The organism is Gemmatimonadota bacterium, from assembly GCA_026706845.1.
GTDB lineage: Bacteria > Latescibacterota > UBA2968 > UBA2968 > UBA2968 > VXRD01.
The window spans coordinates 15,800-32,491 of the sequence record JAPOXY010000043.1 but is presented as its reverse complement, the minus strand read 5'-3'; the positions used below and the strand labels follow the sequence as shown (position 1 = coordinate 32,491).

Annotated in this window: 14 protein-coding genes; 12 read left to right on the top strand and 2 right to left on the bottom strand. The window is 51.6% G+C overall.

Features of this window, described 5'->3' with window-relative positions:
• The 6 genes from OXG87_04535 to OXG87_04510 all read left to right on the top strand — a co-directional run.
• Positions 1-998: thiamine pyrophosphate-dependent enzyme (locus tag OXG87_04535; GenBank protein MCY3868801.1), on the top strand; the 998-nt coding region annotated here is incomplete at its 5' end.
• An 88-nt stretch (positions 999-1,086) separates the two neighbouring features.
• On the top strand, positions 1,087-2,442 hold the full coding sequence (locus tag OXG87_04530; protein MCY3868800.1) for a sulfatase: 1,356 nt from the start codon (positions 1,087-1,089) through the stop codon (positions 2,440-2,442).
• A gap of 34 nt (positions 2,443-2,476) precedes the next feature.
• Entirely contained in the window at positions 2,477-3,622 is a 1,146-nt protein-coding gene (locus OXG87_04525; GenBank protein MCY3868799.1) for a hypothetical protein, read from the top strand.
• Positions 3,615-4,883, top strand: coding sequence for a four-carbon acid sugar kinase family protein (locus OXG87_04520; GenBank protein MCY3868798.1), 1,269 nt, complete (start codon positions 3,615-3,617; stop codon positions 4,881-4,883). Before OXG87_04525 ends, OXG87_04520 begins: the two co-directional genes overlap by 8 nt.
• Positions 4,861-5,553: a class II aldolase/adducin family protein gene (locus OXG87_04515; protein ID MCY3868797.1), complete on the top strand. Its 693-nt coding sequence runs from the start codon at positions 4,861-4,863 to the stop codon at positions 5,551-5,553. Before OXG87_04520 ends, OXG87_04515 begins: the two co-directional genes overlap by 23 nt.
• Before the next feature lie 12 nt (positions 5,554-5,565).
• Positions 5,566-6,327 carry a hypothetical protein gene (locus OXG87_04510; protein ID MCY3868796.1) on the top strand — a complete coding sequence of 254 codons (762 nt, stop codon included), beginning with the start codon at positions 5,566-5,568 and terminating at the stop codon, positions 6,325-6,327.
• A gap of 123 nt (positions 6,328-6,450) precedes the next feature.
• On the opposite strand, the gene OXG87_04505 is transcribed toward OXG87_04510, so the two are convergent.
• On the bottom strand, positions 6,451-7,218 hold the full coding sequence (locus OXG87_04505; GenBank protein ID MCY3868795.1) for an SDR family NAD(P)-dependent oxidoreductase: 768 nt from the start codon (positions 7,216-7,218) through the stop codon (positions 6,451-6,453).
• 200 nt (positions 7,219-7,418) lie between these two features.
• On the opposite strand from OXG87_04505, the gene OXG87_04500 reads away from it, so the two are divergent.
• Genes OXG87_04500 through OXG87_04490 form a run of 3 tightly spaced genes read left to right on the top strand, consistent with a single transcriptional unit; the run spans position 7,419 to position 10,171 of the window.
• Positions 7,419-7,895, top strand: coding sequence for a CYTH domain-containing protein (locus tag OXG87_04500; protein ID MCY3868794.1), 477 nt, complete (start codon positions 7,419-7,421; stop codon positions 7,893-7,895).
• Positions 7,879-9,405 (top strand): CHAD domain-containing protein, encoded by a 1,527-nt coding sequence (locus OXG87_04495; GenBank protein MCY3868793.1) that lies wholly within the window; start codon positions 7,879-7,881, stop codon positions 9,403-9,405. Before OXG87_04500 ends, OXG87_04495 begins: the two co-directional genes overlap by 17 nt.
• Before the next feature lie 22 nt (positions 9,406-9,427).
• Entirely contained in the window at positions 9,428-10,171 is a 744-nt protein-coding gene (locus OXG87_04490; protein ID MCY3868792.1) for an AAA family ATPase, read from the top strand.
• A 79-nt stretch (positions 10,172-10,250) separates the two neighbouring features.
• On the opposite strand, the gene OXG87_04485 is transcribed toward OXG87_04490, so the two are convergent.
• On the bottom strand, positions 10,251-10,937 hold the full coding sequence (locus OXG87_04485) for an energy transducer TonB (protein MCY3868791.1): 687 nt from the start codon (positions 10,935-10,937) through the stop codon (positions 10,251-10,253).
• 180 nt (positions 10,938-11,117) lie between these two features.
• Here OXG87_04485 and OXG87_04480 point away from each other — a divergent pair, with 180 nt between their 5' ends.
• From OXG87_04480 to OXG87_04470, 3 genes are read left to right on the top strand one after another with little or no spacing between them, the layout of a single operon-like run.
• The gene (locus OXG87_04480) at positions 11,118-12,656 is read left to right on the top strand and encodes a hypothetical protein (GenBank protein ID MCY3868790.1); all 1,539 of its coding nucleotides are present in this window, start codon (positions 11,118-11,120) and stop codon (positions 12,654-12,656) included.
• Positions 12,646-13,422 (top strand): hypothetical protein, encoded by a 777-nt coding sequence (locus OXG87_04475; GenBank protein MCY3868789.1) that lies wholly within the window; start codon positions 12,646-12,648, stop codon positions 13,420-13,422. The genes OXG87_04480 and OXG87_04475 overlap by 11 nt, the downstream gene beginning before the upstream one ends.
• A 12-nt stretch (positions 13,423-13,434) precedes the next feature.
• Entirely contained in the window at positions 13,435-16,632 is a 3,198-nt protein-coding gene (locus tag OXG87_04470; GenBank protein ID MCY3868788.1) for a GWxTD domain-containing protein, read from the top strand.
• The last annotated feature ends 60 nt before the right edge of the window (positions 16,633-16,692 follow it).

Below are 16,692 nucleotides of genomic sequence, written 5' to 3'. Positions count from 1 at the left end.
TCATCGCCCTTGCCGAGAAGCTTTCTATCCCCGTTGCCACATCCCTCAATGCCAAAGCCATGTTTCCCGCCGATCACGAACTCGCTATCGGCACACCCGGTTCATACTCACGCGCCTGTGCCAATCAGGCCATGTTTGAAACCGATCTGGTTTTCTTCATCGGCAGTCATACGGGCGGACAGGTTACCAATGGGTATAAAGTGCCGCCACAAGGCACGCCCATCATTCAACTCGACATCAATGCCGAAGAATTGGGTCGCAACTATCCCCTCACCCTCGGCCTTCAAGGCGACGTGCGAAACACATTGCGCCTCATGATTGATCAGGCCAGCAAAGCAGAGCCTCGCACCCAATGGATCGCCCGCACCCACGAACTCGTCAACGCCTGGAAAGAAGACATGGCCAAACATGTCAACTCCGACACGGAACCCATGCGTCCCGAACGCCTCTGCAAAGAACTGTCTGACTTTCTTCCTTCCGATGCCATACTCGTCTCCGACACAGGACACTCCGGCATCTGGACCGGCACCATGCTCGACTTCAAATATCCCACACAATCTTATATCCGCTGTTCTGGTTCACTCGGCTGGGGTTTCCCTGCAGCCCTCGGTGCCAAATGCGCCGCACCAGACCGTCCCGTCATTTGCTTCACTGGCGATGGGGGCATCTGGTATCACATGACCGAACTCGACACCGCCATGAAATCCGAAATCAACACCGTCACCGTCATCAACAACAACCATTCGCTGAACCAGGAACAAGGTGGTGTAGAACACACCTATGGCGGTCGTACCAAAGGCTCTGACGAACTCTGGCTCTTCCCAGATGCAGACTTTGCCAAAATGGCCGAAGCCATGGGATGCTTTGGCATCACTGTCAACAAAATCAGCGAGCTACAAAGTGCTCTTGAGCAAGCCCTCAACGCAGGCAAACCCGCCGTCGTCGATGTCAAAACCCATCTCGAAGGCATTGCTGCAAAAGCCTGGATGCCAGCCTAACAGGATATAAGATCGCAAAAAACCACGCAACAACGTGCTTGAAGATGCCATCTATAATTGCTTCTTAAACTGAAAGCAGAACACAATCATGAACGTTATACACATCATATCAGACACATTTAGACGCGATAATCTGAAAGTATTCGGGGGAAGAGGCCACGCACCGTTTCTCGATGCTTTTGCCGAGAAATGCGTCCTGTTCGACCGTGCCTACGTGTGCAGTTTTCCCACCGTACCCATTCGAGGTGAACTGGTCACTGGCCAGGTTGGTATGTGCAGGAGAGGCTGGGAACCGCTCAAGCGGGACATTCCCGTAATAGCAGATTCGCTTTCAGATGCGGGTGTCGTATCCATGATGATTGCAGATACACCTCATCATCTTAATAACGGGTTCAACTATAATCGGGGGTTCACAGGATGGGAATGGATTCGAGGTCAAGAGTCCGATCATTTGAGGACTCAGCCCTTTGACTACGATGGAGATGCCGCAAGACGCTTTCGTACACATACGCGGACCCATCCCGAGCAACTTCCGCTGGGATTGGCCAATCATTTGAGAAACACGGCCTTTCGGCAGAAAGAGGAAGATACATTTGTCGCCACGACAATGCGCAGCGCAACACGATGGTTGGAGCAGAACTACCAGCATGAAAGCTTTTATCTTATGGTCGACACGTTCGATCCACATGAGCCCTGGGATCCGCCGGATTGGTACGTTCGGCGATTCCAGGAGGAAGACTACGAGGGTCCTGAACCCATCTATCCGCCTTACGGATCGAATCCAATGGACGAGAAGACCACAAAGCGAGCAGAAGTGCTTTACCGTGCAGAAGCCTGCCTCGTCGACACGTGGATTGGTCACCTGTTGAAGAAAATAGATAATATGGGACTGATGGATTCGACCATGATTATCTTCATGGCCGATCATGGATTTCTTCTGGGTGAGCATGGTCTGGTGGCGAAGAACTTTGATATGTATGAGGAAGTCGCTCACATTCCGCTGATGATCTATTATCCAGAAGCCACGCCCAGGAGAACGCCGGCATTAACCAGCATCATCGATATTCCACCGACCATTCTGGACGTCTTCAACACGGAGCATTCTGGGCCGGTTGAGGGCAATTCCCTTTTGCCCATCGTGTTGGATGGCGGCGACCAAAATCACGATTACGCCATCACGCATGGCGCGTGGGTCGGCGGCTGGAGTCCCGATGGTGGCAATCCCCAGGGCCAGGTAACTGACGGCGAATGGACGCTTCTGCTCGAGAACCAGGGTCCGCCCAACAAGCTTTACCATCTGCCTTCCGATCCAGGTCAAAACGAGAATCGGTTCGACTCGAGCGCCGATGAAGTTCGAAGACTCTACGACGCATTTCTTAACTTCATCGGTCAGAATGGTGGGCCTCCCGAAATGGTGGAATCCTTTCGCAATAGAATGCCCTAGTCCTTAGCAGTGCCGAACCAGAAAGAGGCCAGTTATGAAACACACACGCTCAGACGGTCCAACCGAACTCACCCTCGAGCAAAAACGCGCTTTCTATCGAGATGGGTACATTATCCTCAAAAACATCGTGCCCAAAGAGCTGACCCAACGTGCCCGGCGGCTGGTCAACATCACCGCAGGTAAAATCCTGAACGGCACAATGGATCCGCCCAAAAGAAGAAACCGTTATGTCGGCTGTGAAGATGCCATCACAGACCTCATTAATAAAACAGCGCTGACCGACATCCTCACCAACACGATGGGGCCATTCGATCCTCCGACACACGGCTTTTCACCGGTCCTGTATCCGCGCGAGCCATCCAGAGAAATCGGCAACCACGGTCTGCCCGACGATGAAGTGCCCAATCACGCCTTCTTCCCGCACATTGATGGCCAGTGGTCTGGAGCCATTCCCAAAACAGCGGACGAAGTGGACGATTGGCATGTGCCCAAAACGCCACACTTTGGAGATCGCAGTGCCAACGTGCTCGGGGTAAACGGTACGCCTTTGTTTCAGAATCCAGATTGCACGCTCTCCCTCGGCAGTTTTACATGCTTTGCCGTTGTTGTCCTCAGCGATCAATCCAAATTTGGCTATGGCAACTTTGCCGTCCTTCGGGGTGCCCATCATCACACGGCTGAATTCTTCAGGCGGCAACGCGACCAAGGTGGCGTCATCGGCCCTGAAGGCCATGGTTGGCCACGTTTGAAGCACGTGGGTGACAAGGGTGTTGGTATCAATACGCTTCCAGAATGGATCGCCAATCATTATCGTGAGGGCGCGCAGTTCACACCTGATGGCCTTATGTGGCCTGAGCCTACCCCTGTGCTCGCTGAAGAAGGCGATGCCTTTATTTCGGTTCACGGTATTCCTCATTGCGGTACCCGCAACGATTTGGGCGCAGACCCACGCATCAGTGCCTACTTTCGATTGCGTCGCCATCGTCCCGGTGGTGCCAAAGTGCGAGGAGACAGCGATCACCCCGACCGCGGTTGGGAAGGCGAATTTCTCGACTATCCCGAAGGTTATGATCCATGGCAAATTTCTATCGATAAACTGTGTGATCCCTGGAGTGAGTGGGATGGCATGCAGGAAGTCGTTGCTGAGGCACAAAATTCGGGAGATAAAAGCGATGCTTGAACTTGGTGTAATCGCAGATGATCTCACAGGTGGGATGATGGTCGCGAGTTTGCTCGAAAGAGAAGGCGTGCGTTGTCCACTGGTAACATCTGGCGATGCACTCAATACACTCGACGACGATGCACAAGCTGTGGTCGTTGGACGAAAACTCCTGATCCAACCCCCTGACGATGCCCGTGCCGATGCAAAACGCACGGCTGAAGCTCTGCTCGCCAAAGGTACGAGACAGATATACTACAAATACAGTGCGCTCTTTTCATCTACAGCACGTGGCAATATCGGGCCTGTGGCAGAAACGTTGATGGACTTGACCCAGGCCGACCACGTATTTTTTTGTCCCATCTGGAAAAACACAACAATCTATCAAGGGCGGTTGTTTCTCGGGTCAATCATGCTACACGAATCACCGAGACGCAATGATCCTGTAACACCGATGACCAATTCCAATCTTGTTGAAGTACTACAGAAACAAAGTCAGGTCAAGGTTGGTCTTTTGCCATATCAAATTGTGGCGTCAGGAACAGACGCTTGCGAGAACTACATTTCAGAGCAGAAGGCCCTGGGCGTAAAGTTTTTTATTGTCGACGTGATTGATGAGTCGAATCTTGAGCAATTGGCAACACTGTCCAAGGATTTGCCATTGAGCACTGGCGCAGATCTACTCCCGGTGATGCTTGCGCGCAACTGGCAGAGGGACAAAAAGAGCCAACCGAAAACATTACTGCCGCCTGCACCTGGTTATGAAGCCGTTATTTCTGGGAGTTGCACGGGAAAATCAGTCCGGCAACTTGCGCATTTCGAGCAAACGCATCCGGTGTTTCGCATTGACCTTTTAGAAGCAGCTCAAGACGCCAACATGGTTGACCGCATTGTCGAATGGGCAAAAGACCGATTAGAAAAAGGGCCTGTAGGTGTGGGTACCTCAACGGATTCTGAAGGCGTAAAAAGAGCCCAGGCAGAGCTCGGGCGCGAAGGCGCTGCAACACTTGCCGATAAGCTTCTGTCCAGTGTTGTCCAGCATTTCTATCAGCACGGTGTACGTAAATTTGTTGTGATGGGGGGAGAAACATCAGGGGCCGTCATGGCATCTTTAGGTATAGTGCAAGTTTCGGTGGCGACATTCGACGTTCTCAACGGTGGTTATTGTCATAGTGCAGGGAGCGATCCATTGTCGTTGGTACTGAAAGCGGGCGGTGTTGGTGAAGATAACTTTATTCATACTGCCCTGGAGCAGATGCGTGAAGCAGACAAAAACCAATGAAGGAATACATATGGAAGATGATCCCGTTTATGAAATGGCCTTACGCGAGCAATTGGTTTTTTATTATAAAAAAGTTGGAGAGCTTGGCTTAAACGAAATGTCCTCTGGCAATCTGAGCGTCCGATTTGGCGACAAAATGCTCATCTCTCCCAACCGTGCAACCGCAGATAATATTACCATAGAAACGATTGTCAAAGCCACCTTCGACGGTGAGTATGCAGGCGACTGCAAACCCTCTTCGGAATCGCCCATGCATGGTGCCATCTATAAAAAGCACCCCGAAGCCGGAGCAGTGGTTCACACCCACTCCGATTACTGCGTTGCGGTATCGTGCCATGTGATGACTCTACCGGGCTTTCACTACCTCATGGGTGTGTTTGGCGGTAACGATGTGCCCTGTGTCCCTTATTCCACATTTGGCGGCCAATCGCTTGCCGAAGACGCATCCGAAGCGCTCTATGACCGCACCGCGTGTCTCCTCGGAAACCACGGCATGGTCTGCCACGGACCAACCTTAAAACGCGCTGTCAACCAGGCCCATCGTCTGGAAATCATGTGCCGACAATACGTGCTTTCCCGTCAGCTTGGCGAACCAAAATATCTGACCGATGACGATTGGTACGCGTTTCACAACAGAGGCGTGGAAAGCCAATACGGCAAAAACGGTTAGGAGAGAACGCAAATGACCAAATACAAGATGCACTTTGACACACCAGAAGAAGCCTACTTTGAATTTTACAAAGCCGACGCATCTCAAAATGGAGATGCCTGGGCTGCCGTGATGAGTTATCCCCATGTAAGAGTTGCCGCAAACGGCCCAACCATGTATTTCGATACAGCTCGAGACTACGCTGATGATGCCGACTGGACGTCACGGGTCGCGACTGGTTGGGTTCTAACGAGAGGGCGAGAACCGGTTCGTTTTCATGAATCGTCCAACAAAGTTCACCTTGTAGGCGGATGGACGCGCTACAATGCAGACGACGATCCCATCCTCTGGAACCGCGTCACCTACATTGTTACCAAGCCCGCCGACTCGTGGGGTATCCAGGCGCGATTTGCATTGGGTACTTATCACGACGGGCAGGACGACGAAACAGCGATCGCCAGGGCCGTTGAGATCGCAACCGATCATGTCCGGCGCTATTGCGATGCACGCGACAAAAACGATGGCGATGCCTGTGCTGCTCTCTGCCGGTTTCCACTCCTTGACGTCGGCGTTGGTGAAGTCACCCGGATCGAAAGTGCCACAGAACTGGCACAGCAAGTCAATGAAAGAACCACATCGTTCAGCAATGTAAATATCGAGGTTGCACAATCTGGCCCTGAAGGTGTTCTTGTGGCGGTGACTGCTGACGAGGCATCTGGCAACGGCGAACAGGCTATTCTTGTTGTCGGCAAAGTTGAGGGCGTGTGGACGATCGGTGGTATTTCGAGAATATAAAAAGGTCTCTCACTATACAATGCAAATTATCTCAAAATGTTACAAATTCAGTTAGACAAGCCTTTGGGAAAACAGTCCCGAAGGCTTGTCTTATATCTGGTACGCACGTTGGTATCACCAGCATTAGACGCCCGTGGTCAAGAGACCGCCATCCACTGGTAGGGATGCACCGGTAATATTGCCAGCCGCTGGCGAGCAGAGAAAGGCAACGGCTCGTCCGATGTCTTCGGGGGTGCCGCGGCGCTCCAGAGGGATATTGGTTTTGAGTTCATCGGACACGCTGCCCACAGACGGAGCCTGAGTGCCAAAAATATGGGTCAGGTCCATATACCCCGGCATCACGGCGTTGCAGCGGATATTGTGAGGACCTAAGTCCACGGCCATGCTCTCGGTGAGACGCAGCACACCGGCTTTGGCTACTCCGTAGGCCGTATCTTCGGGCCAGGCGCGGTAGGCATGGACCGAAGAAGTACTGACAATGCAGCCTCCCTCGCCCTGTTGTACCATGATGCGGGCAGCCTGCTGACTGCAAAGAAAAAAGCCTTTGAGACATACGTCCAGGGTCAAATCCCAGTTTTCTTCGGTGATTTCGAGGAAGGTAGCCCCGCTTCCGGCATAGGGATTGTTGACCAGGATATCGAGGCGGTTAAAACGGTCGATGAAGGCGGTGAACATTGCTTCCACCTGTGCCCGGTTGGAGATATCGGCCTGAAAGAAGTCGGCTTCTCGCCCCTGATCCAGGATCAGTTCCAGGGTCCTGCCGGCATCGGCATCTCGTTCCAGGTCGTTGATGCCCACATCACAGCCCGCCTGAGCCAGAGCAAGGGCAATTCCGCGCCCGATATTGCGGCGTCCACCAGTGACGAGAGCCTTTTTTCCATCGAGTGACATAGTGCGATCCCCTTTTGGTATAGTAGTACAAGGCTATTATTTATAAAACATTTGCAAATTTCAATATACACCAAAAACGGTGCGATGCATCATCTAAAAAATTGCTTTCAATGATGAGGTGTGTTATCATTACTATTCCCCGATTACCGGGAATAAAGCGTCCTGTCCTGCTTTTCACATCTGGGAACTCGCGTTTTGTTATGATAAAAGAAATTGAACGGAAGTTTTGCGTGCGAAAAATGCCGGATCTGACGGCCTGTACAGGAGTAGAAATCTCACAGGGCTATCTCTCGGTAGGTGAGAATGACCCTGAGATTCGGCTGCGTCGCAACGGCGAGCGATTTTATCAGACAGTAAAAATTGGGAAGGGTGTGCAACGGACGGAAGTCGAGGTGGAATTGAGCCAGGCGCAATTTGATAACCTCTGGCCTTTAACTGAGGGTAGGCGAGTCGAAAAAGTTCGTTATGAGATAGCCGAAGGGATATGGACAATTGAACTGGATGTGTACCGCGGCCACTTGAAGGGCTTGATAGTAGCCGAAGTCGAATTTGAGACCATAGATGAAAGTTCCCGATTTGTCCCACCGCTCTGGTTTGGCCGAGAGGTGACCGATGATGACCGTTACAAAAATGCAATCCTCGCAAATAAGGGGACGCCCGATGATCACGCGCAGTGAAACTTATATTTTGAGTGAACCACATGGATGGGATGTGGTCGAACAACTCGCGCCTGAGCGCCTGCTGCCTGTATCTGAGGTTGAGAACACGGTGCAATATTTCGACACGTTTGACTGGCGCTTGTATCAAAAGGGACTTGCGCTGATACAAGCGGGAAATGCGGTGTATTTACAGCGCATTTCAGATGGTGAACACCCTTTACACAATCAGATCGAAATGAAACAACATCTGGAAGGCCGCTTCTGGTGGATGTTTCCAGAAGGCGAGTTACGCGACACACTACGGGGCGCGCTCTCAGTTCGAGCGCTGTTACTTCGGGCGCAGGTGAGGCAGAAGGTTTGCGGATTTGGCGTTTTAAATGCAGATGAAAAGACGGTTGTTCGGCTATTTATTACGCATACCAGCACAGAAAATGGACGCGTTGCGACTTTGACTTGCCGAAGCGTGCGGGGATATGAGCGCGATTTTGAGAATTTACGCCGTCGTTTCCGAAAATTGGATGTTGCGCCTGTGGCAGAAGATGTATTTGAACGCGTGATGGATCTCGCAGGGTGCGTGCCGGGCGATTATTCTTCAAAGCTGAATCTCGACCTGAATCACGAAGCGAGCGGACGTGAAGCAACATGTGAGATTTTGAGATGCCTGCACGATGTGATGCGCCAGAATGAAACGGGCATTCGCGCGGATTGGGATACGGAATTTCTGCACGATTTTCGGGTTGCGATTCGGCGCACGCGGTCGGCGCTGAGTCAAATCAAAGGCGTTTTGCCCGAAGATGCTGTAGCACATTTTAAGGATGCGTTTCGGCAACTGGGCAGATCGACCAATCGGTTGCGCGATCTGGATGTGTATTTGCTCGATGAAGAGACTTATCGCGCGATGTTGCCCCGGTCGCTACAACCCGGTCTGGACGCTGTGTTTTCGCGCTTAAAAAGCGAGCGGCGGCGCGCCCTTAGCGACATGGTGCAGGTCCTCGATAAACCCGAATATCTGGACTTGATGGATTCATGGGCGACTTTTTTTCAGGGCGAAGAGTCTCGGGGGGGGAAGGACTCTGCTGTACCTGCTATAGCCCTTGCGCGAAAATTTATTTTTAAACGCTTTAAGCAAGTGCTCAAAAGGGGCAAGGCGATTGGTGAAGATACGCCCGATGAGGCATTGCACAATTTGCGAATCGACTGCAAGAAATTGCGATATTTGTTAGAATTTTTTGCCTCTTTTTTTCCCAAAAACAAGATGGATAAACTCATCGGGTATATGAAGAAGTTGCAGGATAATCTGGGAGATTTTAACGATTTATCGGTACAACAACAGGAATTGACGACCTATTTAAACGAGGTGTTGCCCCGCAGCCGGCGTGCAGACCGCCTGCTTTGTGCCGCGGCTATTGGCGGGCTTATTGCGCGTTTGCACGACCAGCAGCAAGCTGTTAGACGCGAATTTGCCAGTGCATTTGCCGTTTATGCGGGAAAAAAAAATGTCCGTTTGTACCGCGATTTATTTGGATAGTAAATCTCATTGAGGAGCGGGTGTGAGCATCTTTGCGTTGTACAGCATGAAAGGTGGCGTGGGGAAAACCGCCGCAGCTGTGAATCTGGCCTATGAAGCGGTTCGTTCTGGGGCGACTGCATTGCTGTGCGATTTAGACCCACAGGGAGCTGCGGCTTTTTATTTTCGCATTCGCGCAAAAAAAAAGTTTGGACGCAAGCGTTTCTTGAAGGGCGGCAAGCATTTAAAGAATAATATTCGGGGGACGGACTTTGAAGGTCTGGACTTATTACCTTCGGCCATGTCTTTTCGCAATCTGGATTTGGGGTTGGTGGACGAGCGGGCGAAGAAGAAAAGCTATTTGAAACGTCTGTTGACGCCGATGAGGAAAGAGTACGATTATATTTTTTTAGACTGCCCGCCCAACCTGACGCTCCTTGCCGAGCATGTTTTCCGAGCGGCTGATTATGTGGTGGTTCCGTGTATTCCGACAACTCTGTCGATGTTAACGCATCAAAAATTAATAGATTTTTTTAACAAAAATGGTTTGAAGCGCAGAAAAATGGTGTCGTTTTTTTCAATGGTTGAGCAGCGCAAGACAATACACAGGGAAATGATCGCACAGGTGGGCGAGCGCAAGGAAAAATTTCTGAACGCGCAAATTCCTTACACGACAGATGTGGAAAGGATGGGCTTGGCGAGACAACCCGTGGCATGCTTCAAGCCGCGTTCAAAGGCAACTCAGGCGTATCGGGAATTGTGGACAGAATTGCAAATGCTTGGATGAGTGATGTGTACATGCAATGTCTTAAAATAACCAACCCCCCGATAAACTTGTCGGGGGGTTGGTTATTTATGTTCGTAAATTAGTTAGTAATTCGGAAACGTATGGGTATGACGAGATAGACTTTAACAGGTCTATCATTTTGACGGGCTGGCTTAAAGCGGTATTGATTAACGGCCCGAAGGGCTGCTTTGTGAAAAATTTCTTTGCCTTTGACAGCCTGGGCCTGTTCGACTATTCCGGCTTTGTCAACCAGTATTTTCAAATGAATAGTGCCTTCAATACCCGCCTTGAGAGCGACTGGGGGATATACAGGTGCTACACGATGGATGAGTACGGGTTTTTCTTCAACCATGAAATATTCGAGTATCTCTTCTTCAGGTTCCTCTATTGCTGCGGTCTCAACAGGGGGTGGGGGCACATGGAGATCGACCTTGTCGAAATCGAGGTCGGTAGTTTCAATAGTAACGTCGTCGGGAACATCCTCGCTTTCGGTTGCAATCGGAATAGACGGCCGTGGCGGTGGCGGCGCGCGGTGAATCTGACGGGTTTCCGGTATATCGACGGTCTCAATGACGATGGTGCGCCGCTCTATTTTGCGAGTACCGGCTGTGAATGTGGGAAACATAAGCCCCATGCCCACATGCAAGATGAATGCAATCACCATGCTGATGCGAAATGCGTGCTTGTACGTGCGTTTGAGATCACAGGCTGGATTTTTAGTACGCGGGATTTCAGGCGTAATCCACGGATCTAATTTTTTATTCATGGTTCTTCTCAGCAGAAAGAATGGTGGGCAGCTAACCACTATTTATGATTTTAATACCACTGTGAACGAAAGGCAAGGTGTTTTTACAAGCCCCGATTTGACAAATTACTTGTTTATTCAGGCTTCATATCAATATATTGAAGTCCGTTAATCAATGATCCCCTTTCTCGTGGTGAAAAAATGGGAAACCGCTTCTCTCATTTGCTATTTATGTGTGCTATGGGCCTTCTGATCGGATGTTATAACCCCCAACGCGATCTGAGCATAGACCCATACAATACACCGCTCATCCACATTCTCGATGCCTCCTATAAGGTTGAGGAGAACACATGGGGAGTGGTCACTGTGCAGTGGGAGTATCTCGGACAGAAGCGCGTTGAGAACTTTGTCCTCCAGCGTCGAGATATTTTCGGTTTTAGAAATATCGAGCTTTCTTCCGGTGCCGATGCCAATAGCAGATACGCGACTGTGGGTGCGTTTCGAGACCAAAAGCTGATTGCTGGCGAAAGCCTGCAATACCGCGTGGTTGCCGAACATAGCGAGGGTGGCCTGGTGAGTACTTCTGCTGTTGAAGTTCCTATCCCGGGTGCTGGTTTGCGCGAAGTGCGACGCGATCCTATTGATCTTGCCGTGCAACTCGTCTGGCATGATGAGGGAAACACGGCAAGAAGTTATGAAATTCTGCGGATGCCTGAAGGTGGTGATAAAAAAATTCTTGCCGTCATACAAAGCCGTGCACAGACCTCATTTTGGGATCGGTCGATTTCCGACAACCGCTCTTATACTTATGCCATAAGGTCTATGCGTGTCTCAAGATCTCCCCTTTCGACGGATGTGCGGCTCACAAGTCGCAGCGTGCGCGTGCAATTTTATCGCGAAGTGGGGCGACATATCGTAGAAACTCTAAGCGGGGCGAACGAGCGGATGAGACTTTCAGCAGCTGATTCCGATGGTGAAGCCGATATGCTCGCTCTGATTGTTCGCCCCAACCAGATTTTGCTTTCTCGCCTGCGGCATACCCTGAGTGTCGATATTTCCAATACGCTATCGCGCCACCTCGTCGGGACTTCTTTTCCGCGATTGAACGACCTCGTGCCGCAATCGGTGGATCTGGCTGGTCCTTCGCTTGCGGGGCAGGGGGCTTTTCAACGCGCTTATATCGGCGGTCTGGATCGGGCCGGGCGCGTTGTAGTAGTGGGTATCGAACTGATGAATAATAACACGGTGTGGCGTATTCCCGACAATTGGATGAGCACATCTTCGCAGGTACGGCTGGCTCAGGACGATAAACAGCGGATTTATATTGCGACAGGTCGGCAGTTGCGCGTCTATTCTGCTGCGGGTTCTCCTGTGGGCACTTTCAATCTCGAAGAAGATCCCGTAGATATCGCAGTTCACAATGGTATTATCTGGGCTGCCTGGGCAAATCGAGTACAACGAGGGGTTTTGCGCTTTTCGAACGAGGTCCTCAGTGATATCACCTGGGATGTGCCACATCCTCAGATCGAGCCGTGTGCTTTAACGCTCAATACCGCGGGGCAGGTTTTTGTATTGGATCACACGCAGGTGCGCGTATTTCAGGCAGATGGGACACCTCTTCTCTCATGGGCACTGCCTTCGGACGCATTCTCAGCAGGTGATCTAACTATCGGCGGATCAGCCAGAAATTTCGTCCATCTTTCAGATGAAAGTGGAGGGGTCACAACATATGTACCGTAGTCTATTGATCTGGGTGTTGTTTTGTCTGGCGATGGGTTCGGCATGGGCGAATGACCAGGAAATTATTGAAAAAGCGCAGGCCGCCTATCGCGCAGGTGATTACGCCAGCGCATTTGAGACGCTCTCTCATCTTCCGAGCTTGTTGGGCGTGGTGCCTTTCCTGGACAGACCGCAGCAGAGTCGGAGAGCCGAGATCTTTTTTGATCTGGGGCGCATTCACCTGGCTTCTGGCGATACGATTCGTGCCCGTCTGGCACTTGTCGAGACATTTCACCTGGATCCAGAAACCAACAAGGGAATTATGGACATTCCTCCAGATCGAGCATTTGCAGATACGCGAGCACTACTTTTGGGCATGCGCCGCAAAACGCTGCGGCAAACCCTTAAGGGAACGACCTTTTGGGGTGCTACTGGTCGCTCGTTTCTCCTGCCGGGCTGGGGGCAATTGTACCGCGGACACAAAAAACGAGGGTATGTCTTTATAGGGGCTTCAGCAGTGCTCGCTGCGGCCTGGTTTGCGACCGATATATCCTATCGCAGTGCATATAATACCTATCGCGGTACGCGTCTGAGTGATTTGCAACTGGGTCAACCCATAGCAGGTACGGATTCCGATGCGTTTACCCAAAATTTTGAACGCGTGGAATCTCGTGCGGGGCGGGCCAATCTCGTCCTGGGCCTGCTCGCGGCGGTCTGGTTATCCAGTGTATTGGATCATCTGGTGATCGGGCCAGCTCAAGTTTCCCTGTCGGTGCCGATCAAGTGAGGGAGGTCGGACTTGAGGCGTTTGTCAAAAAAAAATTTATTCTATCGGGTGTGTCTTTATGTCCTGACCGCGTTGCTATTGCCCGTCAGTGCTTTTTCTCAGCCGCCTGCCACCTTCCGATTGGCAATCGCGCCCTTTTATTCTCCTTACAATGGCGATTACGGCGTCTATATGGCCGATCGCATTGCCTATGAGCTCTATCGCCGCGCTTATGTGCCCGCTCTGGGACGGGCGCGGTTCGTTTTAATAGAAACCGATGTGCCAATGGGGGAGATAGATCAGACCGACCGACAGCTTTCTCCCGAGCTACGCGAGTTCCTGAGCAAAAGGGTTCCCGCCACTTATCTTTTGACGGGTTCTGTCGCGTTTACGGGGATTTATTTGATCAAACTCAAACTCATTGATCTCCGGACGGGTATGATTGTCTGGACTGGCGATGTGCGGGACAATCCGGCATGGGTATGGACGCGAGCGCATCGATCTGTGGGAGAGATTCCCGCTGCTGAAGTGCGGTCTTCGCTTGGATTTGCCGAAGCGGAAACACCTGTACCTGCGCCAGAGGCCGCGCATTTGCCGCATCATATCCTCGTGCAACCACTTCATACTACGGATTATCTGCCTCTTGCTGCCGATTGTGAAATGCATCTTAAAAATGCAATTCAGCGCGATGGTCTGTTTTCTCTCGTACCAGGGGCATTAAAAGGAAGACAGGGGCGCGAGCGGTTTTCTCGCATCAGCCCCGATTTGCGCAGGGAAGCATCAGAGACAACGCTTGCGGAGGCCATTCTGACAGGTAGCTTACTCGTTCTGGGCAAAGATGGCGCAACAGACAATATCGGCCTGGTATTGCGTTTGATTGAAGTGGAGACCGGACAAATTCTCTGGATGGGGTCTTCAACCGGGCGAAGGGTCTGGAGATGGGACAAAATGGCGGATATTGTATCTGCGACCCTGGGGCGGCTTGGTGAAGACCTTTCGCAGTACGGGGCAGGGGCAGCAGAAACGCAGATCGCAGCGCTACGCGACCAGGCAAAAGACGGGAAATCGTGGAGTGCTCTGGGACATGCCTATCTCGAGCGGGGATTGCTCAAACAAGCTGAAGAAGCATTTGAAAAAGCCGTGATTTTTCCCGATGCATCGGCACAGGCGCGTGCGGGAAAAGGGCTGGTGCTGCTGAGGCGAGGCGGGAGTTTCGATGACGGGGTGCAAGCACTCAGATCTGCAATCCGATCTGATCCAGATTATCTGGATGCGTACAGCTTTTTGGCACAGGCGCTTCTCGATCAGGGGATGGTTGATGGCGTGGGAATTGCCGAAAACGCCATTCGGCGCGATTCGACATATCTCCCGCCATACCGCGTGCTGGGCGATTGGTATGCCGATCGCGAAGACCATCAAAAAGCACGGGCATTTTACCAGACGTATTTGACGCGCAACCCCGACGATGAAGTCGCTGTGCGGCTGGGCAGAAGTCTGTTGCAGTTGAAAAATTATCGGGATATCGACCGCTTTATCGCACCCATCGCACGCGAAAAACCCGAAGCCTCGCATTTGTTGCCCATTATGGCAATCAAAGCACTGCGGGTGAAGCGCTACGAGGAATCGACCCAATTATTCGAGCGATTTCTCGCGCAAATTGACGCGCGCGAACGCCAGCTTTACGACGATATTCAGGTGCTATTGTCAGAAGAGGAAATAGAAACTTATCGCGCGCTTGACGATGCGGAAAAGGAAAAGTATGTGGCGCGTTTTTGGCGTGCAAAAAATCCGAATTTGTCCAGCGCGTACAACGAGCGACAACTGGCGCACTACGAACGGGTCTGGACGGCGCGCTGGGTATTCGGGCGGGAAAACTATCCCTGGGACCGGCGCGGTGTAGTCTATATCCGCTACGGTGAACCCGATTACCGCGCCCGATCGGGATGGGTCTCATCATTGCCTTCAACGCGCGTGCAGGAAGTAAAGGAAAAGGTGTACCGAGAATTGTACCGGGATCCCAATCAAAGTGAATTGATTGGCCCGGTTTTTCCCATTCGGAGCGATCGCGGATTTGCTGCTGAGCGCGAAAGTAATAGGCTCGATATTCCAGACCAGATTACCTTTGACCCGGTTGAGAGACGCCGCGAAGAAACCGCTCTCAGCGACCCTTCACAAGAAGCTTATGCGCCTGTTACCATGCAACACGACCGCAGTATCGTACCCTGGGAATCATGGGTTTATACCGAGATAGATGGCGGTCTGGTCATCGATTTTACACGCGAATTGGGTGGCGTCTCCGGGTTTGATTTCGCGCCGATTCCGCCCATTCCGCCCACTATGCTCAGAGACAATATTCGCATAGCCGAACACGCCCCAGAAATTCGCTACAAAAACGCCACCGTAAACCAACCCGACGAATTTCGCAAAGCACCTCGTTTGTCGCTGGGCACTTTTTATTTTGATCTGGCGGACTTTCGGGGCAGTACAGGCAAAACCCGAGTGGATATTATGTATGGCATACCGCTTGAAAATCTGCTCGCCGTTACAGATGGGCAACAGCCCCAGGTGGTACTTGAGCACGCGGTTGCGCTGGCCGATTCGGCATATCGCATGGTGTATCGAAACGCGCAAAAAGTGCAGCATTTTGTAGATACTTCAAATGTCGTCACTCAGGAAGTCGTGGATATCACGCGCCAGGACGTGCCCGCGGGGATGTATCATCTTACACTGACCGTTACCGATGTTATGTCCGCGCGGCAAGGGGTGCTCGCGCTCGATGTGGCGATTGATGACTACGGTGAAGAACGGCTTCATATCAGCGATCTTATGCTCGTTAAGAGCATGTCGGACACGCTACTCCATACGCGATTTCGAAGGGGGAATTGGCAGGTTGTTCCCAATCCTCGGAGGACTGTTCGCGCGCCCAATCCACTCGCGTTTTATTGCGAAGTGTACAATCTGGCAAAAGACGAGTTTGGGCAGACCCGCTATCGCGTGACAACCGCAGTCAAGGCAGCGGTAACAGAGCAGAGGCGTGCGCCGGGTACTGTTGATCAACCCGAGGTCGCCTTGTCCTATACACAGGTGGGCAATAGCGATTGGGAACGCCTGCCCCTCGAAGTCCATCTCGAACACGCACAGGCAGGACAAAATCGCCTCTTTGTGATTATTGAGGATCTCGTTGCGGGAACACGGGTGGCAAAAGATACTTTTTTTCAGTATATTCGATGAAGATATATGAAAACAATCCGCCTGATTTTTTTATGTCGATTGATTGACAGAAATGCGTGT